The sequence below is a fragment of the Streptomyces sp. NPDC090108 genome, from assembly GCF_044747185.1.
Classification (GTDB): domain Bacteria; phylum Actinomycetota; class Actinomycetes; order Streptomycetales; family Streptomycetaceae; genus Streptomyces.
The window spans coordinates 455,118-475,654 of the sequence record NZ_JBIVDQ010000006.1 but is presented as its reverse complement, the minus strand read 5'-3'; the positions used below and the strand labels follow the sequence as shown (position 1 = coordinate 475,654).

General features: G+C 70.8%; 16 protein-coding genes. 7 read left to right on the top strand and 9 right to left on the bottom strand.

The window, feature by feature from the left end:
- Positions 1-2 precede the first annotated feature (2 nt).
- The 4 genes from ACIPRD_RS23735 to ACIPRD_RS23720 form a co-directional block, all read right to left on the bottom strand.
- Entirely contained in the window at positions 3-1,055 is a 1,053-nt protein-coding gene (locus tag ACIPRD_RS23735) for an AAA family ATPase (RefSeq protein WP_401565719.1), read from the bottom strand.
- The gene (locus ACIPRD_RS23730; protein ID WP_401565717.1) at positions 1,052-3,055 is read right to left on the bottom strand and encodes a Mu transposase C-terminal domain-containing protein; all 2,004 of its coding nucleotides are present in this window, start codon (positions 3,053-3,055) and stop codon (positions 1,052-1,054) included. The genes ACIPRD_RS23735 and ACIPRD_RS23730 overlap by 4 nt, the downstream gene beginning before the upstream one ends.
- A gap of 44 nt (positions 3,056-3,099) precedes the next feature.
- Positions 3,100-3,852 carry a TnsA-like heteromeric transposase endonuclease subunit gene (locus tag ACIPRD_RS23725; RefSeq protein ID WP_401565714.1) on the bottom strand — a complete coding sequence of 251 codons (753 nt, stop codon included), beginning with the start codon at positions 3,850-3,852 and terminating at the stop codon, positions 3,100-3,102.
- Between the two features lie 397 nt (positions 3,853-4,249).
- The gene (locus ACIPRD_RS23720; protein WP_401565712.1) at positions 4,250-7,906 is read right to left on the bottom strand and encodes a hypothetical protein; all 3,657 of its coding nucleotides are present in this window, start codon (positions 7,904-7,906) and stop codon (positions 4,250-4,252) included.
- A gap of 776 nt (positions 7,907-8,682) precedes the next feature.
- On the opposite strand from ACIPRD_RS23720, the gene ACIPRD_RS23715 reads away from it, so the two are divergent.
- The 3 genes from ACIPRD_RS23715 to ACIPRD_RS23705 all read left to right on the top strand — a co-directional run bounded on the left by ACIPRD_RS23715 (position 8,683) and on the right by ACIPRD_RS23705 (position 10,346).
- A complete protein-coding gene (locus tag ACIPRD_RS23715) occupies positions 8,683-9,219 on the top strand; it encodes a helix-turn-helix transcriptional regulator (protein WP_356404462.1) in 537 nt (178 codons plus the stop codon).
- 84 nt (positions 9,220-9,303) lie between these two features.
- Entirely contained in the window at positions 9,304-9,909 is a 606-nt protein-coding gene (locus ACIPRD_RS23710) for a hypothetical protein (protein ID WP_356404464.1), read from the top strand.
- A 110-nt stretch (positions 9,910-10,019) separates the two neighbouring features.
- A complete protein-coding gene (locus ACIPRD_RS23705; RefSeq protein WP_401565811.1) occupies positions 10,020-10,346 on the top strand; it encodes a DUF2516 family protein in 327 nt (108 codons plus the stop codon).
- Between the two features lie 29 nt (positions 10,347-10,375).
- On the opposite strand, the gene ACIPRD_RS23700 is transcribed toward ACIPRD_RS23705, so the two are convergent.
- The 3 genes from ACIPRD_RS23700 to ACIPRD_RS23690 form a co-directional block, all read right to left on the bottom strand.
- Positions 10,376-11,680 carry a fused response regulator/phosphatase gene (locus ACIPRD_RS23700; RefSeq protein ID WP_356404466.1) on the bottom strand — a complete coding sequence of 435 codons (1,305 nt, stop codon included), beginning with the start codon at positions 11,678-11,680 and terminating at the stop codon, positions 10,376-10,378.
- Between the two features lie 430 nt (positions 11,681-12,110).
- Positions 12,111-13,241: an NlpC/P60 family protein gene (locus tag ACIPRD_RS23695; protein WP_401565709.1), complete on the bottom strand. Its 1,131-nt coding sequence runs from the start codon at positions 13,239-13,241 to the stop codon at positions 12,111-12,113.
- A gap of 358 nt (positions 13,242-13,599) precedes the next feature.
- Positions 13,600-14,388 (bottom strand): class I SAM-dependent methyltransferase, encoded by a 789-nt coding sequence (locus ACIPRD_RS23690; RefSeq protein WP_401565809.1) that lies wholly within the window; start codon positions 14,386-14,388, stop codon positions 13,600-13,602.
- A 339-nt stretch (positions 14,389-14,727) separates the two neighbouring features.
- On the opposite strand from ACIPRD_RS23690, the gene mshA reads away from it, so the two are divergent.
- The 3 genes from mshA to ACIPRD_RS23675 all read left to right on the top strand — a co-directional run bounded on the left by mshA (position 14,728) and on the right by ACIPRD_RS23675 (position 17,537).
- Positions 14,728-16,104 carry a D-inositol-3-phosphate glycosyltransferase gene (gene mshA, locus ACIPRD_RS23685; RefSeq protein WP_401565706.1) on the top strand — a complete coding sequence of 459 codons (1,377 nt, stop codon included), beginning with the start codon at positions 14,728-14,730 and terminating at the stop codon, positions 16,102-16,104.
- Positions 16,097-16,597, top strand: a complete 501-nt coding sequence (locus ACIPRD_RS23680) for a YbjN domain-containing protein (RefSeq protein WP_401565703.1) — start codon at positions 16,097-16,099, stop codon at positions 16,595-16,597. The genes mshA and ACIPRD_RS23680 overlap by 8 nt, the downstream gene beginning before the upstream one ends.
- Before the next feature lie 139 nt (positions 16,598-16,736).
- Positions 16,737-17,537, top strand: coding sequence for a hypothetical protein (locus tag ACIPRD_RS23675; protein ID WP_401565700.1), 801 nt, complete (start codon positions 16,737-16,739; stop codon positions 17,535-17,537).
- A gap of 164 nt (positions 17,538-17,701) precedes the next feature.
- On the opposite strand, the gene ACIPRD_RS23670 is transcribed toward ACIPRD_RS23675, so the two are convergent.
- Positions 17,702-18,574: a helix-turn-helix domain-containing protein gene (locus tag ACIPRD_RS23670; RefSeq protein ID WP_401565699.1), complete on the bottom strand. Its 873-nt coding sequence runs from the start codon at positions 18,572-18,574 to the stop codon at positions 17,702-17,704.
- Here ACIPRD_RS23670 and ACIPRD_RS23665 point away from each other — a divergent pair.
- The gene (locus ACIPRD_RS23665; protein WP_401565696.1) at positions 18,573-18,998 is read left to right on the top strand and encodes a DUF2000 family protein; all 426 of its coding nucleotides are present in this window, start codon (positions 18,573-18,575) and stop codon (positions 18,996-18,998) included. The genes ACIPRD_RS23670 and ACIPRD_RS23665 overlap by 2 nt on opposite strands.
- A gap of 74 nt (positions 18,999-19,072) precedes the next feature.
- Here the strand turns inward: ACIPRD_RS23665 and ACIPRD_RS23660 are convergent, their stop codons facing one another.
- On the bottom strand, positions 19,073-20,500 hold the full coding sequence (locus ACIPRD_RS23660; RefSeq protein WP_401565806.1) for an MDR family MFS transporter: 1,428 nt from the start codon (positions 20,498-20,500) through the stop codon (positions 19,073-19,075).
- Positions 20,501-20,537: the final 37 nt, after the last annotated feature.

The following is a 20,537-nucleotide window of genomic DNA, read 5'->3' as shown; positions in this document are numbered from 1 at the left end:
ACTCAGGCGGCCTTCGGCCTGCGGGCGTACTTGGCGCGGGGGCGATCGGGCCGGGACTTCTGGACGGCGTGGTCGAGCTCGATCTCGTCGAGCATGCGCTTGGTGATCTGTTCTGTTCCGGTGTCGATGGCGTCGACCGCGGCTTCTCGGATGAGCTGGGAAAGACTGCCGATCAGCCCGCCGGTGCGCTCGTGGAGGTAATCGGTCATGGCGGCCAAGGTGCCAGGACGATGGGCGTGTAGTCGTAGGGAGTCCTCCATGGTCACCACCAGGGCCTGCCAGCTCTCCTTGTCCGCGCGGTTATTGTGGCCGAAGGGCCGGGAGGGAATGACCGTGTAACGGCCGGCGATCTGCTGTCCGCGAGTGCCCTGGAACAGGCTGCTGATCTCGACGTCAAGACCAGCAAGCACGAACGTGGCCGCAATCCGTTCCGAGAGGTACTTCAGCTGATCGGATGCCTCGGCACCGTTGCGGGTGGTCAGGTCGAGGTTGTGGATCTCGTCGACCAGGACGAGCGTGGTGCCGAGCTTGCCGAGCAGGTCACAGACGGCGTTGGTGATCTGGACCTGGCTCATGCGGTGCTCCAGCGGGACGCCAAGAAATCGGGCGAACTCGCCCGCGAGCATCTTCGGGGTAGCCGCCGGGGGAACGGTGACGAAGACGACCGGCAGTCCGCCGACGGCGGCGGGGTTGCGCCGCCGGGTGATCTGTTCGACGTTCTTGCCCAGCTGGGTGATTGCTGTGGTCTTGCCAGTGCCGGCCGAGCCGGACACGATCAGGCCGCGACGGGCGGAGACTTGGTGCCGGTTGAGCACGATGCGTTTGCGGCCCGTGGTGACGACGCCGCGGATCGTGGGGGTGTTCACGATGACGGATCGTGTGTGGTAGTCGATCCGGGCTTCCCTATAGGACTCCAGCTCGTCCTCGTCCAGGACGGTGCCGGACGGGAGCGACAGCGGGGGATCAGGGTTCTCGTCGACGAACGCCCGCCAGCCTTCCTTCGTGGTCAGTGACATCTGCGGATTGGCGATGTCCTGTGGCGGGGCCTCGCTCACAGGCGGCTCCCGTCGGTGAAGGCGTCGAAGACGCCGAAGGGAATGACGTTCGCTGGCTGGGCCAGGACGGTGGTCTCGTCCTCGGCGTCTTCCGGAGCCGGTGTCGGCGGCAGCGCAGGGACGGGCCGAGCGGGCTCCAGAGCGGCGCGGGTGCGGGCCGCAATTCGGCGGTCCGGGCCGCTTTCCGCCCGCGTCAGCAACTGGTCGACTGCGGCGGCCACAGCAGCTTGGTTGGTGTCGTCCTTGCCCCGCATCGTCAGCAGATCCCGGGCCCGGCGCCAGGTGAAGTCAGCGAACGGTGCGGAGACCAGGTGCCGGTGCGTCCACGGAACAGTGATCCACTCTCCGGTGCGCGCGTCGCGTACCCAGATCTGGGACAGGTCGTAGGGGTCGTAGTGGACCTCCCAGAGACCGCCCTTGGCAGTCACTCCCGAGGAGCGGCGCCGCAGCGGGTTCAGCCCGGGGCAGTTGTAGGTGCGGTGGTCGACGCGGATTCCGTAGTCGTTGACCGAACGCCAGAGCGCCGGCAGCAGTTCCAAGTAGTCGGGGCCGCTCAGTGGCATGGGCAGGTAGCCGGTACGGGAGACCAGCAGGGCGTATGCGTCGTTGGGAGACATCGGCCGGCCCGGCAGGAACGGGCTCCGCAGTCCTTCGTGTGGCCGCTGCTGCCAGCAGGCCACGATCCATTCCTGCAACAGGTCGTCCAGTTCCGCGAGCGTCCAGATGGCCTCGACCTCGGCCCCTCGGCGGGTCGTGTTCGAACCGGTGTAGCCGGGGATGTGCTGGCAGAACAGTGTGTTGATCGAGGAAAACGTCCGCTCGACGATTCCCTTGTCGGTCGGGGTCGCAGGGCGGGATGGCTGGACGGAGACGCCCAGTGTCCGACAGGCGGTCAGGAAGGTGTTGGAGACGAACACCTTCCCGTGATCGATGCCGATGGTCTCTGGCACGATCACCGGCTTGGCGGCCGCTTGCTCTAGGCGTGCGTCGATCTCCAACAGCCTCCGGTGGGGGATCAGCGTCGTCGACATCGCCAGCGCTTCCGACCAGCCGGGCCTCAGCGGCTCCGGGACCAGCATCTTGGCCAGCAGCAGGGCGGCGTCCACGGCCTTGGTGCCTGCTGGTCGCAGCACCGCAGCGCAAATCGTCCTGGTTGCCACGTCGACGGCGATCGTAAGTTCGGGGCGTCCGCTCACCCCGTCCTCCAGGACCACCAGCACGTCCAGCGGTGTCGTGTCGATCTGCACCATCTCGCCGGGACGGCAGGCCGAGGAAGGGGTGAACGCTCCTTGCGGACGGCGAGCCGCTGACCTGCGGGACGTGGCCTCGCCGAAGGCATGGGTGCCCTCGCTCATCGTCTCGGCGAGTCGGTAGAACGCCGACTTCGACGGCATCGCCACCGTTCCCGGGCCGTGCCGCTCAGCCAGCAGCGCCTCCACCCGTCGGCGCAGTCGGCCGCGGGTGCCGGTGGACTCGTTCGTTGTCGAAGCGAGGATCTCCGCGATGGCGGAAACCACCCGGTTATCAGCCCGCCCCGTCGGCGAGGACACCCGAGTTTTGCGGTGATCGACCAGCCCCCACAGACCCTGCTCGCGGTAGCGCCTGCGCATTCGCTGAACGGTTCCCGCACTCGCCTGCCAGCCTATAGCCCGCAGTTCCGCGGCCTTGGTCGCCACACGCTCTTCCACTGTGTGGCTGGCCGGGTCGTATTCAGGACGAGGCGGAGTCGTGGGGTCAGCATCCAGAGGCTTGCCGAATTCCACCTCGGTCACATGCCGTTCCCAGGCCGTCGCCTTCTCCGCTTCCCGCTCCGGCACCGTATCCAGCAGTGCGAACGGCGGCATGAGGACCCGCTCGGCACCCTGGCCGATGAGCTCAAAGCCTTCCGAGGCCAGCAGATGCGACAACAACTCCAGGCTCGCATACCCGGCTTCGTCGAGGAGCCGCACCGTGGTCCCGGACAGGCCGACGACCGTGTGCAGCCGGTCGTCCAGACGCACCCGATCCCCGACCCGCAACGCCGTCCGTGGCCCAGGGCGCCCGCTCACCGGGTCTCCGCCGACGACACCAGCGTGGCATCCGACAGGGGCCGTGACAGATCCGCGGTCAGCCGTCCCAGCCAGAGCAGATGGAACACCGCCGGCAACACCGCGATCGGATCACCGAGCAACGCGGCCTGCGTCACCAGCGGCGACGGCCCCGAGAACAGTGCCACCAACCGGGCCACGAGCCCCTCGTCAGCTCCGTGCCGCGGATGCCGGTATCCCGCCAGCCAGCGAACGTTCACCATCCGCACCGGATCCACCTCGCCGACCATCCGGTAGCCCCACCCCACCGCCTCACAGGCTGTGCGCGTCGACGTGAACTTGGCTGCCGACCGTGCGTCGATTCGGTCCAACGGCCGACAGTCCACCATCAGACCCCGCCCGTCCTCGAACCGAGCGAAGTAGTCCGGAGCATGCGAGATTCGCTTGCCCCGCTCGTCCTTCCAGAACAGCCACAGAGGCTGCGACAGCAACCCCGTCACATCCGGCGTGAAGTCGAGCAGTATTGCGTGATCCCGCTCCAGCCAGGACTCGAACCCCACGTGCGTACTGGTCGTTGCGGCCCAATACAAGCCGGGGAAGTTCCGCTGCCCCCGGTACGACGGGAACCCACGCACTGGGAGCCCCGCCTCGAACTCCACTGAGGCCGCATCAGCCAACGGCCGCCGATGCTCACCTTCGTCATCCCGCCACCCGACCTCGAAACCGTCCACTCGCGACGGTGTTACCCCTTCCAGCACACGAAGCCCCATGACGGCCACTGTGCAGTTCCACAGGGACTGAGAGGACCGAATGGGACCAAACCCCTCCTCCGAGTGAACATCAGGAGCACGACGGCCAGCACTGAGGTGTGGCATTGAGGCCGTCGGCGTAAGGGAGCGCGAAGGTCAGTTGGCGATTTGGTCCCGTCGAAGTTCGGCGGGTAGAGCCCCGACGACCCATTGGCAGGTTTCCATCTCTGCGTTCGCGGAGGTCCTTGATCGTCTCGCCAGCCTCGGCCTTGGTGATGGTGAGAAGCGCCTCGGGCTTGCTTCTCTTGCTGACCAAAGCCACGGTATGGATCACGGGATCGGGAGTCGTCTCGGCAGAATGAGAGCGTTGCCATCCCCGGCAATCGCGATGGGCCGTGGCCGGACGCTCCCTTGGCCTTCACCAGTCGCGGCCGTCCGGAGGGAGCTCGTCTGTCACGTCCTGTATACGGTGCAGGGCAGAGTCCGCGAGGTCGCGGTAGAACTGTTCCTCGACGCTACCGCTGGTGCATCCGTCAGCCAGCTCACTGGCCTTTGTGTGTTGCTCGACATCATCAGGGTAGGGCTGGCCGGGTGTCCCCCAGCGCGTTCCGCCGATCCCGGCGCCGTACAGAGCGCCCCTGACGCTTTTTAGGCTGTCCTCTCCGTGGCGGTCCGCGGCACGCAGACAGCGGCGAACGAACTCGACGTCCCAGACGAGCGTCCGCTGGGCCTTGGACAGCATCGCCGCGACGACCTTGATCTTCACGGGGTCGCTGTCGTCCAGATACTCGTCGATCACGTCAGTGACCCGGGCGTCGTAGGGCCCGGCTACAAGCTTGAAGAGGTAGGCCCCCAGGAAGCGCTTGCGGGCGGATTCTGGATCGGCGGCGATCCAGTCGCGGATCTGACGCAGCAGGTCCGGGAAGTCGTCGTGATCGCGGAACGGTGGTGTCACATGCCAGCGGAAAGGCAGGGGGGAGTGCCCACTCGTCTCTCGGTATGGCACGGACTCCAGTCTGGCTTCGAGCAGTTCAACGACGGCAAGGGGTTCGGTGCGGGTGAGTTCTGCGAGGAACCGGCCGATCTCGTAGCCGTCGATGGACGGTGCGGCAGCCAGGGCGGCTAGGAAGGCCCCCTGATGTTCCTTGGAGAGATCCGACCAGGACAGCTCGCTAAATGGGGGACCTGCTATGGCCAGGGCGAACGCCTCGAAGTCCGCTGTCTCTGCGGCGAGCGATACGGTGAGCAGTTCAACGGCCAGATCCTTGTGCTGCGCGGCGATGGCATGCACGGCGCCGAGAGCGGCCCTGCGCACGACGCTGTCCCCGTGGGCGGTGAGTTCCCGCAGTAGGTCCCCCTCGCCATCTAGCAGATCGCCGCGCCCGCGCTGGATGCCAAAGGCGTACGCCACTTCCCGGGTGAGGGCGGTGTTCTGGTATTCCATGAGCGTCCGGCCCCAGTGGATCGCTTGGACGCCAGCAGCATGCCCCATCGCAGCGAGGGCGACCGACACCAGCGACGCCAGCGAACCCTCGGGCGCAGCCTTGGCCTGCTCGCAGATGGCTTCGCCGACGGACGGGCGGTGGGTGACCAGCGTCCAGATGAATGGCCGAGCAAGTCCGTTATCCGTGCCGAACACCCTCTCGTTCTCGCTGAGCAACGCATCGACGTGCGCGGCGATCCCGTTGTCTGCCCAGTCAGCGAAAGCGGCCATCACGTCGCTGAACAGAGCGTCTTGTGCCGCACGCCAATCCGAGACGCCGGAGTGCAAAGCCGGGTCGGCCGGGCCGCCGTGCAGCGCTCGGGCTAGCTCGTTGTCCGGTGAGGTGGGAATCGCGCTCAACAGATCCTCAGCGGGGCGGCGAAGGCCGTCGGGGCCATACTTCGCAAGCCAGCGCAGCTCGGTGCGCACGGCGACCAGAATCGCCGGTGACAGGGTGTGCTCGACGATGTAGCGGTGCAGCCGATCGACGGTGCTTGCGAGGTGCGGGATCCACATCTGGCGCATGGTGTCCGTCACCGTCAGGCCAAAATTGCCATGTGGCAGGCTGAGTGCATTGCCGATCAGAGAACGAGCCTCCGAGGCTCGTTCGAGCTGCGGGTGTCCCAGCTCCTCGAACGCCAGGTCCAGTGCCGCGCCACGCATGTCCAGGACTTCCGGGGCGGGGGGCAGCGCGTAAGGGCGGAAGCTAAGGGTCCAAGTGGTGGGCGTCCACACCTCGTCATGACCCTCGGTGGCCAACAGCGGGGCGAGCACGCTCAGTGGCTGGTGGACGGACGGAGTGGCAGGTGCGCGGCTCAGCCAGCGCTCGACCTGGCAGATGAGTATTTGCTGGTACTTGGTTGGTCCCCAGCGGGTGTACTCGGCCAGTTCCGTCAGAATTCGCAGGGGATGGGAAGGGTGTTGAGGCAAGCCGCGTTGGTCGTCGCGCCCTAGGTTCCACAGGAGGGTGGCCGCCTGTGTAGTGAACTCCAAATGATGGGCGATGGCTTGGAGGACAGGGGCCAAGGCGCGGCGTACTTCTGTGTCAGTCCACGTGTGAGTAAATCCGAGCCCTACGTCTGTCGTGACAGGGTCACACGGGTTGTCCACGGCCCACGTGGCTAGGTTGAGGGCGCGTCGTGGCTGGAAGAAGGCGATCTTCGCCACGATCTCCAGCAGGCTTACCCGCGCCCGCGCGTCTGCGGCGCGGAACGCTGCAGCGATCTGCTCCCATAGGGGCTCGATCAGGCCGCCGGTGGCGGTGCCCTGTTGCTGCTGTTGCCAGTCCACACGGCCGGTGTTCACCACCAGGTTGGCTAGCGCGCTGCCCTGTCCGGCTTCCATGGCTCTGGCGAGGTAGCCCGTGGGGAGGCCTGTGCCTGAGTGCCGCGCCGCTTTGACGAGCAGGGCATCGCCCAACAGGTCCGGAACCAAGCGCACCGCGGTGCCGTGGCTCAGCACGACCCCGGCCTCCTCAAGGGTCGCCAGATGCTGCGTGCAGAGGTCGAACGGCAAGCCGGTAAGGGCTTCCAATGACACGCGGACCTCCGGTTCCGCGAGACGCACAGGCTGGAACGACGCGAGCGCGGAAAGCAGTTCCTGAGGTACCTGGCCGGATACCGGATCAGCGGTCAGAGCCTCGGCAAGCCGGTCCGTGAGTTCTAGATGCAGTTGCTCGCCACCCTCGAATCTTTGCGGATCCAGTGCGCCAGCGTTGATCAGCGCCGCGCCGGTGACGATCAGCAGCGGGCAATCCCGTGCCGCTGCAGCGAGCCTCGGTGCGTGGCGCTGTACCGCTTCGTCCAGAATCTCGCTGGCCAGGGACAGGGCGTCGTCGAACTCCAGGCCCCCAATCTCGACCACAGTGGCCTCGCTCACGTGTAGGCCGGCCCTAGCCAGCGCGCGGCGGGCGTGGGTCATGCCGTAGGGCCGCAGGGAGAGCAGCACGTTGGCAGAGGCGTTGACGCTGCGGACCCCGGAGACGATCTTTTCCAGAGGGAGGGTGGCGTCGTGTGCGTCGTCCACGATTACCAGCAGCGTGCCTGTGCTCGGCAGTTCCCTGAACGCGCCCGGGCCGATGGCGGAGTCGGGGCCGAGCACCCGTACCTCGACGGCGGGCTCTGCGTCGGGCAGCGCTTCGCACAGAGCCGTCACGATCTTCGTTTTCCCGACTCCGCCCCGGCCGACGAGAAGCGCTACGCGTCCCTGTTCGTTCCGGGCGAACGGTACGAGGCCGACCATCGTCTGCGTACGTCCGACCAGTTGCCAACGGTGCGTGTAGACGGAGCCCTTATTCACCTGACGGAGGTAGTCGTCGGGTTTCATCCAGGGATCCGGCTCCGCGATCCCGTGTACCAGTGTGTTGATGTACATGTAACCGGTGTTGGCGATTCCGCCCCCGGCGGCAGTCGCTTGCCCGGTGTGGGACAGGCGTACCGGGGCTTGAGGGGTGTGGCCAGATCCCGGAGCCGGGCCGCGGTAGCCGGTCACGGCCGTGCCTTCGCTCGTGGCGTGGGCGTCGCCGGTGTCCGTCACGGTTACGGATGGCTCGGGCGCCTCGTCCCGCGCTTTGTCTGAGGGTGCTTTCGCCATGGGCGCGCGGGTCCTAGTTCGAGTAGTCGATGCCAGAGACGGAGTTCTTGCCGCTGGCCTCTCCCGTACGTTCGGCTGTGGCCGCGCCACGCCCCCGGCCGCCCGGCCGTCTGATGCCGGTGACGCCGCCGCCAGTGGCCTTCCCAGTCCGGCTAACCCTGTCTGCGGGGCCGGCCGGGGACGGGTGCTGGAACAGGGCCCAAACCAGGGCCACAATGCCGACGGCGGCTTGGATGGAGGCACCGGCCAGCGCTCCTGCGCCGGGGCTGTTCAGCAGCCAAAGCAACGGCGTGGAAACGATCCCCAGCACTGCTAGCACGATGACTGTGATCTTTCGACCCTGCGTCATGCCGGTCCTCCCAGTGTGCTGCCAGGACGGCGATCCGCCCATCCGTGCGATCTCGCCACATCTTCGTCTGTCCTAAGGAACGCGCTCTGTATCCGCTGTGGTTCCTCGGATCCTCACACGGCATGAGCATCGCCCACGGTGCCGCACAGTGACGGGGGACCTTCCTCGGGCACGTCAAGCGTTACCGGCCCAGCTGCCTGCACTCCCGACAGGGGGATGACCTGGGCTAAACGGGATCCGTCGCTAGCTGGCCAATGCTGCATTTTTGGTGGGACTCGATCACAATGCCGATCAGATCCAGAGGGACTGCTCACCTTTGCTGGGAACGGACAGCGGCGGCCCGCCCGGGTGAACGCCCCGCACCGCGCGGCACACTTTTGCAAGCAGGTGCTTGCAATTGTTAGCAAGGGTGGGGCATGGTGGAGACATGGCATCGCTCAACGTCGGCAATCTCGGTGAGTATCTGCGCGAGCAGCGGCGCAACGCCCAGCTGTCGCTGCGGCAGCTCGCCGACGCCGCCGGAGTGTCCAATCCGTACCTGAGCCAGATCGAGCGCGGGCTGCGCAAGCCCAGCGCGGAGGTGCTCCAGCAGGTCGCCAAGGCGCTGCGCATCTCCGCCGAGACGCTCTACGTCCGCGCCGGCATCCTCGACGCCGAACGGGACGGGGAGGAGCGCCTCAGGGAAGGCGCGACGCACGCCGTCATCCTCGCCGACCCCTCGCTGAACGAGCGGCAGAAGCAGGCGCTGCTCCAGATCTACGAGTCCTTCCGCAAGGAGAACGGATTCGGGACCGGCGAGCCGGAGAAGGCGGCCGGCGAGGCGGGGGACGCGGAGGAGGACACGCGGGACCGGTCCGGTGAGGCCGGCGTACCGCACGACGCCGCAGGCCCGAGCGGCACCGCCGTACGCGGTGACCGGGAGGGCGGCGGAAGTGATGCCGGTCCGCGGCGGGCGGCCGGATAGGCGGGACCTCCACAAGTCAGCCCACGGCCGCACACCGCGGACACAAGACCCTCAGCCGAACGCGAATCCGGGAGGAACACCACCATGGCCATCAGCGACGACCTGCGCAAGACCTTCAGCGACCCGACTCCGTTCTACTTCGCCGCGGGTACCGCCGACCTCGCCCTCCAGCAGGCCAGGAAGGTTCCCGCGCTGGTCGAGCAGCTGCGTGCCGAGGCTCCGGCCCGCATCGAGAAGGTGCGCGGCACCGACCCGAAGGCCGTGCAGGAGCGGGCCACCGCCCGCGCCAAGGAGGCGCAGGAGAACCTGCAGACCAAGGTCAACGAGTTCATCGGCACCCTCGACGTCGACCTGAAGAAGCTCGGCGAGAACGCCCAGGACCTCGCCCTGCGCGGTGTGGGCGTCGCCGCCGAGTACGCGGTCAAGGCCCGGGAGACCTACGAGAAGGTCGCCGAGCACGGCGAGCAGGCCGTGCGGACCTGGCGCGGCGAGGCCGCCGAGGAGATCGAGGACCTGGCCATCGCCGTCGAGGGCAGCCCCGCCCCCGCCCCCGCGCCGGCCCCGGTCACCGATCCCCGTCCGGTCGAGGCGCAGTCGGGGGAGAGCGCCGCGGCGAAGAAGCCCGTGGCGAAGAAGTCCCCGGCCGCCCGCCGGACCGCTCCGGCGAAGAAGACGCCGCCGGCCAAGTGAGGCACGACGGCAGGACGTACGACGGGCCGGGCACCCTGGGGGTGCCCGGCCCGTTGTACGGGTAGCGTGGCTGTACAGGCGAGCCGAATCTGGTGGTGGACGTTGTGCTGATGCAGGGCTTCGACTCATTCATGGGGCTGCTCTACCTCGCCATCATGGTGCTGGCGGTGGTGGCGTTCGTGATGGCCGTCTTCTTCCGCGACGACGCCTACCGCGCCGCGGACAAGCAGAACAAGATCTTCTGGCTGATCATCCTCGGCATCGCCGTGGTGGTGAACCTCGTGGTGCCGATCCTGTTCCTGCAGATCGCGGGGCTCATCGCGTCGATCGTGTTCTTCGTGGACGTCCGCCCGGCCCTGCAGCGGGTCTCCGGGCGCCGCCGGGGCGGCGGTTCCAGCAGCGACGGCCCGTACGGCCCGTACAACGGCGGCCGCTGAGGCGCTGCCCTCCGGGCCCCCGCACCCTCCTAGAGGGCGCTGTCCAGCAGGACCACGGCCACGTCGTCCGTCAGCTCGCCGCCGTTGAGATCGCGGACCTCGCTCACGGCGGTGCGCAGCAGTTCCTCGCCGCGCAGCCCCGCCGCCAGCTGGCGGGTGATCATGTCCACCATGCCGTCCTGGCCGAGCCGGTCCCCGTCGGTGCCGACCCGGCCCTCGATCAGGCCGTCGGTGTAGAGCATCAGGCTCCACTCGGCGCCCAGCTCCACCTGGGTCCGCGGCCAGCGCGCGCCGGGCAGCAGACCGAGGGCGGGGCCGTTGTCGTCGTACGGCAGCAGGTGCGGGACCCGGCCGGGGGCGGCGAGCAGCGGGGAGGGGTGGCCCGCCAGGCACAGTCCGGCGCTGCGGCCGTCCGGGGCGATGTCCACCGTGCACAGCGTCGCGAAGATCTCCTCGTCCGAGCGCTCGTGCTCCAGCACCTCCTGGAGCGTGCCCAGCAGCTCGTCGCCGCTCAGCCCGGCCAGCGTCAGCGCGCGCCAGGCGATGCGCAGCTCCACGCCGAGCGCGGCCTCGTCCGGGCCGTGCCCGCACACGTCGCCGATCATCGCGTGCACGGTGCCGTCCGGGGTGCGGACGGCGTCGTAGAAGTCGCCGCCGAGCAGGGCGCGCGAGCGGCCCGGCCGGTAGCGGGCGGCGAACCGCAGCGCCGAGTCCCCCAGCAGCGGCGTGGGCAGCAGGCCGCGCTCCAGGCGCCGGTTCTCCTGTGCGCGCAGCCGGCCCTCGGCCAGGCGCCGCTCGGCGGTGTCGGACCGCTTGCGCTCCACGGCGTAGCGGATGGCGCGGCTGAGCAGACGGCCGTCCAGCTCGTCGCGGAACAGATAGTCCTGGGCGCCCACGCGCACGGCCTCGGCGCCGCGCTCGGCGTCCTCGGAGGCGGTCAGCGCGAGCACGGCGTGCCGGGGCGCGAGCGCGAGCACGTGCCGCAGCACGGCCAGCTCGTCGGCGTCGTCGCCGTCGGCGCGGCCGGGGGCCGGGAGCGCGAGGTCGAGCAGGATGCAGTGCACGTCGTCGGTGAGCAGCCGCTCGGCCTCGGTGAGGTTGCGGGCGGTGCGCACGCGGATGGGCTTGCCGGAGGCGTCCAGCAGCTCGGGCACGAAGGCGCCCGCCGGGTCGTCCTCGATCAGCAGCAGGGTGAGCGGGGCGCTGACGGCGCCGTGGACCGTGGCGGCTCGCTGAACCTCTTCCTTGAGGGGGCCGCCGGCAGCGGTGGCAGTCTGCGCCTGACCACTCTCCACGGCCGGGATCGCTCTCTGCCGCGGTATGGGTGCGGGCATCGTCCTGGGTTCCTTCCCTCCCCCCGAGGGCACGGCGGGCTCGAGGGACCTCGACCCACCGTCCGGGACCCTAGCGGTACAGGCCGCCCGGACGGAATGGTGTGAGCCACGTCGCTCCTGCTCAGGCCACTGTCATATGCCGCGATCCGTACCTCAGTTGGACAGGTCGGCGGGGGAGCGGGGATGACGAAGCTCACGTACGGGCCGCGGGCGGGCGGGGGTTGGCCGTGCGGTGGGTCACACGGGCCGCGCGGCCACGTGCGGCCGCCGGAACGCGTGCCGGAACGCGTGCCGGAAGGGGGCGCCCGGAGTGGGTGCCGTCACATGACGCCGGTCACGCGTCCGGCCGCCCGGTGCGAAGGGGCCGCGCCTCCGGCCGCCCGGCACGACGGATCCGCGCCCCCGGCCTCGGTGAGCCAGGTGCGTCCGGTCACGCGTCCGGGCGTACGACGCCCAGGATCGGCATCGAGCCCGCGCCCGCGACCGTCACCGTGCGTCCGGGGCGCGGGGCATGGATGATCTTGCCGTCGCCGATGTACATCGCCACGTGGGTGGCGTCGGCGAAGTAGATGACGAGGTCGCCGGGGCGCATGTCCGCGACGGGGACGTGCGTGAGCTGCTTCCACTGCTCCTGCGAGGTGCGCGGGATCGGGTGGCCGGCCTTCGCCCAGGCCTGCGAGGTCAGGCCGGAGCAGTCGAAGGAGTCGGGGCCCTCGGCGCCCCAGACGTAGGGCTTGCCGAGCTGGGCGGTGGCGAACGCGACCGCCTCGCCGCCCTGGGTGGAGGCCTTGCCGGTGGCGGTCCTGAGGACACCGCTGCCGAGCCACGCGGTCTGCGCCCGCCGGGCGGCCTGCCGCTCCAGGAACGCGAGCCGCTCCTTCTGCTTCTTCTCCAGCCGGGACTCGAGCTTCTCGGCGTCGTCGATCCGCTGCCGGATCTCCTTCCGGGCCGCCTCCTTCGCCTTGCGGTCGGCCTCCAGCTTCTCCATCTGCGCGGCGGCCTCGTCGGTGTACTGGCCCAACTGGCGCTCGGTGCGGCCCACTTCGGCGATCAGCTTCTTGGTGGCCCGCTGGCCGTTCAGTACCGTGCCGGCCCCGTCGACGACCTGCTGGGGGTCGCCGCTGAGCAGGAACTGGGCCGTGGGGGTCAGGCCGCCGTTGCGGTACTGGGCCCGCGCGGACGCCCCGGCCTGGTCCTTCAGCTTCGCCAGCCGCCGCTGGACCTCGGCGGTCCGCTTCGCCAGGTCGGCGAGCTGCGCGGACTGCGCCTTCGTCCGCTCCTCGGCCGCGTTGTACGCGTCGGTGGCGACGGCCGCGTCGTGGTAGAGCCCGTCGAGCCGCGCGCGGACCCGCTCAAGGTCCTTGTCGGGCAGGGGAGTCGGCAGGGAGCCGGGGGCTCCGGGAGTGGCGCCGGGTGCCGCGCCCGGTGCCGTGCTCGTGGCCGGCGTGGGGTCCGGGACGCGGCTCGCGTTCGCGAACGCCGTACCGGGTGCCGCGAGAACGGTGACCGCGCAGACCACGGTCACGGCGGTGGCGAGCAGGCCGCGCTTGCCCATTCCCATTCCTCTGCCCCCAGATTGATCAACCGTCAGTAACACGCGGGTGTCCGGGGGATCCTGTCACGAACGTGCACAGAACGACAGAGGTCGTGACAAGTCGGATGTACGTGCCGCTCGGCGTACTCGGCGACCTGCCGCTCCCTCACCGCACTTCCCCCTCGCCCCGCCGGTTACGACGATCTCCCGCCGATGTGACGAACGACGCACGGAGATCGTTCCCCGCAGGCGGGAGGCCGTTCGGGGGCCATCCGGGGTTCGCCCGGGGGTCGTTCAGGGGCGGCGGAGGCAGGGGCGGGGCCGTGCGGGGGCGTTCCGGAGTGCGTCCGGAGGCGGACCGTCCGGGGGTCGTGCGGACGGGCGCTCAGCGGGCGCCGGGCGCCAACGCCTCCCACGCCAGGGTGATTTCGCCCTGCCGCCAGCGGGACGGCCCGTCGGTCACCGGCCAGTCGGCCCGCAGGTCCCGCACCGTACGGATCCAGCGCTGGCGTGCGCCGTAGGAGGCGTACGGCGCGGCGGCCGCCCAGGCGCGGTCGAAGTCGCGCAGGAAGGCGTGCACGGGCTCACCCGGCACATTGCGGTGGATGAGCGCCTTCGGCAGGCGTTCGGCCAGGTCGGAGGGGCGCTCCAGCGAGCCCAGCCGGGTCGCGAAGGTCACCGTGCGCGGCCCCTCGGGGCCGAGCGTCACCCACACGTGCCGCCGCCCGATCTCGTCGCACGTCCCCTCGACCAGCAGTCCGCCGCGCGAGCCGTCGCCGGCCGGGGCGAGCCGTGCGCACAGCCGCTCCCACACCGCGGCGACCTGGTCCTCGTCGTACTGGCGCAGCACGTTCGCCGCCCGGATGAGCGCCGGGCGGCCGGGTACGGGGACCTCGAAGCCGCCGTGCCGGAAGGTCAGGCCCTCGCGCTCGTACGGCCGGGCCGCCGCGACGCGCTCCGGCTCGATCTCCACGCCGACCACGCGCGCGCGGGGAGCCACCGTGCGCAGCCGGACGAGCAGTTCGACGGCGGTCCAGGGCGCGGCGCCGTACCCGAGGTCCACGGCCACCGGGTCGGCGGCGCGCCGCAGTTCGGCGCCGTGCGTGGCGGCGATCCAGCGGTCCATGCGGCGGAGCCGGTTGGGGTTGGTGGTGCCGCGCGTCACCGTTCCCACCACGGGGGCCCGGCCGGCCGATCGGGGCCGGGAGCCGGGGAGGGGTGTCGGGCGGGCTGTCATGCCTCCGAGGGTAAGCGGGAGCACGGGGGTCCCCGCCCCCGCGCCGCCCGGCCCCACGTCCCCTCTGCGCTGCCCTGCCTCCCGCGCGCGCTCCCCGGCCACCCCTGGCCACTCCGGCCCCACGCGCAGGTGGCTCGAACGGTTGAGCGAGGCAAGGTCATGATTCGGTAAAGCCGCTTGATCGGGAAATGGCAGGGCACCCGTTCGCTGTTGCACTCCCATGGAGGGCCCGGACGACCCTCCGGCAGGCATGCCCGCAGCGAGGAGGAACGCCACGTGAGCCAGTACGTCAGCAGGCTCGGGCGTCGCTCCCCCGCGGCCCCCGCCCGGCTCCGGCTGCTCCGCAGGCCCCGCCGGGTCGCGATGCTCTCCGTGCACACCTCGCCGCTCCACCAGCCGGGCACCGGCGACGCGGGCGGCATGAACGTCTACATCGTGGAGCTGGCCCAGCGGCTGGCCGCGATCAACATCGAGGTCGAGATCTTCACCCGGGCCACGGCCGGCGACCTGCCGCCCACGGTCCAGCTCGCCCCGGGCGTCCTCGTCCGGCACGTCGACGCCGGGCCGTACGAGGGGCTGGCCAAGGAGGACCTGCCCGCCCAGCTGTGCGCCTTCACGCACGGCGTGATGCAGGCCTGGGCCGGTCACCGCCCCGGCTACTACGACCTCGTCCACTCGCACTACTGGCTCTCCGGCCACGTCGGCTGGCTCGCCGCCCAGCGCTGGGGCGTGCCCCTGGTGCACGCCATGCACACCATGGCCAAGGTCAAGAACGCCAGCCTGGCCGACGGCGACACCCCCGAGCCCGCCGCCCGCGTCATCGGCGAGACCCAGATCGTCGCCGCCGCCGACCGGCTCATCGCCAACACCGCCGAGGAGGCCGGCGAACTGGTGCACCACTACACGGCCGACCCCGCCCGGGTCGCCGTGGTCCATCCCGGGGTGAACCTCGACCGCTTCCGTCCCTTCCCGCACGGCCCCGCCCCGGAGACGGAGGGCGCCTCGACGGACGCCCGCGCCGCCGCCCGCGCCCGCCTCGGACTGCCGAAGGACGCCCTGATCCCGCTCTTCGCGGGCCGCATACAGCCCCTGAAGGCCCCGGACATCCTGCTGCGGGCGATCGCCGTCCTGCTGGAGGAGCGTCCCGAGCTGCGCTCCCGGATCGTCGTACCGGTCGTCGGAGGCCCGAGCGGCAGCGGCCTCGCCAAGCCGGAGGGGCTCCAGAAGCTCGCCGCGCGGCTCGGCATCGCCGACGTCGTACGGTTCCGGCCGCCGGTCGGCCAGGAGCAGCTCGCCGACTGGTTCCGGGCCGCCTCGGTGCTGGTCATGCCCTCCTACAGCGAGTCCTTCGGGCTGGTCGCGATAGAGGCCCAGGCGGCCGGCACCCCGGTGCTCGCCGCCTCGGTCGGCGGGCTGCCGGTGGCCGTGCGCGACGGCGTCACCGGCTACCTCGTCGACGGTCACGACCCGGCCGACTACGCGCGCGTGCTGCGCCGCTTCGCCGACGATCCCACCCTCGCGACGACCATGGGCGCGGCCGCCGCCCGGCACGCGCGGTCCTTCGGCTGGGACACCTCGGCGGCCGCGACCGCCGACGTCTACACGGCCGCGACCCAGGCCCACCGCCGTCGCGTACGCTCCCAGCATGGGTGATGCGGAGAAGACCGCGCAGGTCGTCGAGGGCGCGCTGAACGACGCCGGACTGGAGTGGGAGAGCCCGGAGAGCGGCAACTACGTCGTCAGGCTCCCCGGCACCCAGAAGCTCTCCACGACCGTCTCGTTCCTCGTGGGCCGCCACACCCTCTCCCTCAACGCCTTCGTCGTCCGCCACCCCGACGAGAACGAGGCGGGCGTCCACCGCTGGCTGCTGGAGCGCAACCTCAAGCTGTACGGCGTCGCTTACGCCGTCGACCGGCTCGGCGACGTCTACGTCACCGCCCGCCTCCCCCTCGCCTCCGTCACCGCCGAGGAGATCGACCGTCTCCTGGGCCAGGTCCTGGAGGCCGCGGACGGCGCCTTCAACACCCTGCTGGAGATGGGCTTCGCCTCCGCGATCCGCAAGGAGCACGCGTGGCGGGTGTCCCGCGGCGAGTCCACCGCCAACCTCGACGCCTTCAGCCATCTGATCCGGCGCTCGGCGGACTGATCCGGCGCTCGGCGGACCGAGCGGGCGACCTGTGCGGTCCAGGGGGCCGAACCGCCCCTTCGGTGTGCCCTGTTAACCTGCGGCGATCCACATCTCTTACCAGACCCTTACCGGTCTCTCACCAGTGAAGAGGTCGCGCATGCGCACAGGCAGAACCGGCTCCGCGGCCGTGCTCGCGGGAGCGCTCGCCCTGGGGGCGTTCGCCGCACCGTCCGCGGAGGCGGCGGACACCGGCGTCAAGGTGTCGAACCTGGTCGTGAACGGCGGCAAGCCGATCGTGGTGGGCACCACCGCCGAGGTCACCCCGAAGTTCAGCTTCCACATCGCCACTCCGTCCGGCACCAAGGTGTCCGACGTGACCCCGTTCCCGTTCCTATACCACGACACCACGCCCGCCAAGGCGATCGACTCCGGCGGCATCTACACAGGCTTCACCGAGTGCGGGGACGGCCCGCGCGCCGCCGACTGCACCGGCGAGCTGACCGTCGACCCCCGCTACCGGCTCGACTCCACCAACGACGCGACGGCCTGGAAGGTCGCCGTCTGGATCCGGGTCTGGACCGCCGACGACAAGCTGAAGGGCGAGCAGTTCCTGACCGGCTTCGGCACCGCGCAGGTCAAGCGCGCGGCGAAGGTCACGGTCGACGCCTCGCCAGAGCCCGTCGCCAAGGGCGGGAAGCTCACCGTCACCGGCAGGATCACCCGGGCCGACTGGGCACGGCACACCTACACCGGCTTCGCCGGCAAGGCGGCCAAGCTGCAGTTCCGCAAGGCCGGTACGAGCACCTACTCCACCGTCAAGACGGTGAGCGCGGACTCCGCGGGCGCGCTCAGGACCACGGTCACCGCCGCCGCGGACGGCTACTGGCGCTGGACCTTCGGCGAGACGTCGACGACCGGCGGCGCGACCGCCGCGGGGGACTACGTCGACGTGAAGTGACCCCGGCCGTCGGGGGAGGGGCGCGGACGTGAGGCGACCGCGCTCGCCGCGAGGGGCCGGATCGACGCGAGGCGAACCCCGGCCGCCGGGGGAGGGGCGCGGACGTGAGGCGACCGCGCTCGCCGCGGGGGAGTGCTGAGATGAACCGCGGGCGGGCAGCGGCGTCAGGTGACGTGACGCCGCTGCACCCGCGGCCCGGCGCGGTAGCGCCCCGGGGGCACGCCCACCAGCCTCTTGAAGTGCCGCGTGAGATGGGCCTGGTCGCAGAACCCGGTCACGGCCGCCACCTCCCCGGGCGCCATGCCGTCCAGCAGCAGCCGGCGCGCCCGCCCGATCCTGCGTGACGTCAGGTACTGGTGCGGGGGGATGCCGTAGGCGGAGCTGAACGCCCGTACCAGGTGCGAGGGATGGGCGTTCAGCAGCCGTGCGGCCTCGTCCAGCGCGAGTCCCTCGGCGACGCGCGCGTCGAGGAGTTCGCGCAGCGAGCGCGCGAGTCGGGGATCGCGCCGGAACTCCGCCGTGTCCACCCGCCCCAGCAGATGCTCCCGCAGCCGCTCCCCGACGAGCGCGAGCCTGCTCTCGGCCTCCAGCTCCTCGCCCGGCAGCGCGAGCGCCCGGTGCAACTGCCCGACACGCGCACGGAGTACGGGGTCGCGCAGACCGGGGCCGTCGACCGCGCGCCCGATGAGGTCGTGGCTCAGCCGGGTGGCGTCGAGGTAGACGACGCGCTTGCGGAAACCGTGCTCGGTGACGGGGGAGCCGTTGTGCGGCACGTGCGGCGGCAGCAGCGAGACGGTGTCGTACGGGGTGCCGTGCTCGTGCCGGTCCAGGTCGTACCGTACGGCGCCGTCGTCGACGATCAGCAGCGTCCAGGCGTCGTGCACGTGCATCGGGTACGCGTACGCGGTGAAGCGGGCGTGGAAGACCTCCACGACACCCGGGACACGCGGGCGCCATGCGGACACTTCGGGGTGTTCGGCGGCCACGCAAAGAACGTACAAGACCCCGGCGGGCGGCGGTCGGCAGTCTCGGTGCATGAACGCACACACCCCGCGCTTCGACACCAAGATCGCCGCCCTGCTCCGCGAGGACCTCGAACCCTGGCAGCGCCTGAACGTCACCGCCTTCCTGGTCAGCGGCCTCGGCAGCCAGGTGCCCGAGGTGGTGGGGGAGCCGTACGAGGACGCGGACGGCATCTCCTACCTGCCGATGTTCCGCCAGCCGGTCCTCGTCTTCGAGGGGGCGAAGGAGACCCTGAAGGCGGCCCACACCCGGGCCCTGTCCCGGGCGCTGCCCCGCGCCGTCTTCACCGCCGACCTCTTCGCCACCGGCCACGACGAGGCCAACCGCGCGGCGGTGCGGGCCGTGCCGACGGCCGACCTCGACGTCGTGGGCCTCGCGGTGTACGGCCCGAGGAGCGGGGTGGACAAGGTGCTCAAGGGGGCGCGGATGCATCCGTGAGGCCGGGGCGGGGCGGGGCGGGGCGGAGTCGGCGCCTGTGACCCGGGCCGTAGCGGCGTCACCCCCCCAGGAGTTCAGCCCTGGGGGACCGCTCGGCCCGCGCCGACGACGGTCTCGGCGGTGTTCCCGTCACCGATGCCACCCGCGCCACCCGCGGCCGCGGAGTCGGAACCCGAGCCGGAGCTGGAGCTGGAGTCGGCCGTGGAGCCGGAGCCGGGGTCGGCCGTGGAGCCGGAGTCGGAGCCGGATGCGAAGCCGGAGTTGGAGTCGGACGCGGTGCCGGCCATGGAGCCGGAGCCGGTGCCGGACGCGGAGCCGTTTCCGGCACCCGCGGGGCTCCCCGCCGGACCCTCCTGCGGCAGCCCCCGCATGAGGACCGCGTACCCGACGCCCGCCACGGTGCCGACGGCCGCGCACAGACCCCACAGCCAGTCCGCCCCGAGGTGGTCGATGACCGTGCCGGACATGAGCGGGGCGATGAGGGCGGCCGCCGACCAGGACAGGCTGTACATGCCCTGGTAGCGCCCGCGCCCGTGCACCGGGGACAGCCGTACGACGAGCCCGGTCTGGGTCGGCGCGTTGACGATCTCGGCGAGGGTCCACACGCACACGGTCAGCGCGAAGACGCCGACCGACCCGGCGAAGGCGGTGAGCCCGAAGCCGTAACCGGCGAGGACCGAGGAGACGACGAGCAGCCTGCGCGGGTCGCGGTGCTCGATGAACCGGGTGACCGGGATCTGGAGGGCGACGATCAGGACGCCGTTGACGGCGACGGCCAGGCCGTAGTCGGCCGGGGTGAACCCGGCGCGGCCCATGGCGACCGGCAGTCCGACCGAGCCCTGCTGGAAGACGAGGGCGACGAGGAAGGACAGGCCGACGACGGCCATGTACCGGCCGTCGCGCAGCACGGTCCCGAGCCCGCCGTTGTCGCCGCCGGTGCCCTTGGCCGCCGGGGCCGGCCGCGACTCGGGCAGCTTGAGGAAGACGAGGATCGCGCAGACCAGTGTCATGCCGGCCTCGATGAGGAAGCCGGCGCGGTAGCTGAACTCCGCGATGAAGCCGGCGGCCATGGAGGAGACGGCGAAGCCGAGGTTGATCGCCCAGTAGTTCAGCGAGAAGGCCCGCACCCGGTCCTCGGGCCGGACGATGTCGGCCATCATCGCCTGCACGGCGGGCCGGGAGGCGTTGGAGGCCAGGCCGACGAGGAAGGCGACGGCGGCGATGGCGACGGGGTCGTGCACGAAGCCGAGCGCCGCGACGGCACCGGCGGTGCAGACCTGGGCGACGAGGATGGTCGGGCGCCGTCCGAGCCGGTCGGCCATCACCCCGCCGCCCAGCGAGGAGACCACGCCGCCGAGCCCGTGCAGGGAGGCGACGAGACCGGCGTACGAGGCGCTGTAGCCCCGGTCGAGGGTCAGGTACAGCGCCATGAAGGTGGCGACGAAGGCGCCGAGCCGGTTGACGAGGGTGGTGGTCCACAGCCACCAGAACTCCCGGGGCAGCCCCGAGACGGTGTCCCGCGCGGCTCTGCGGAGACGC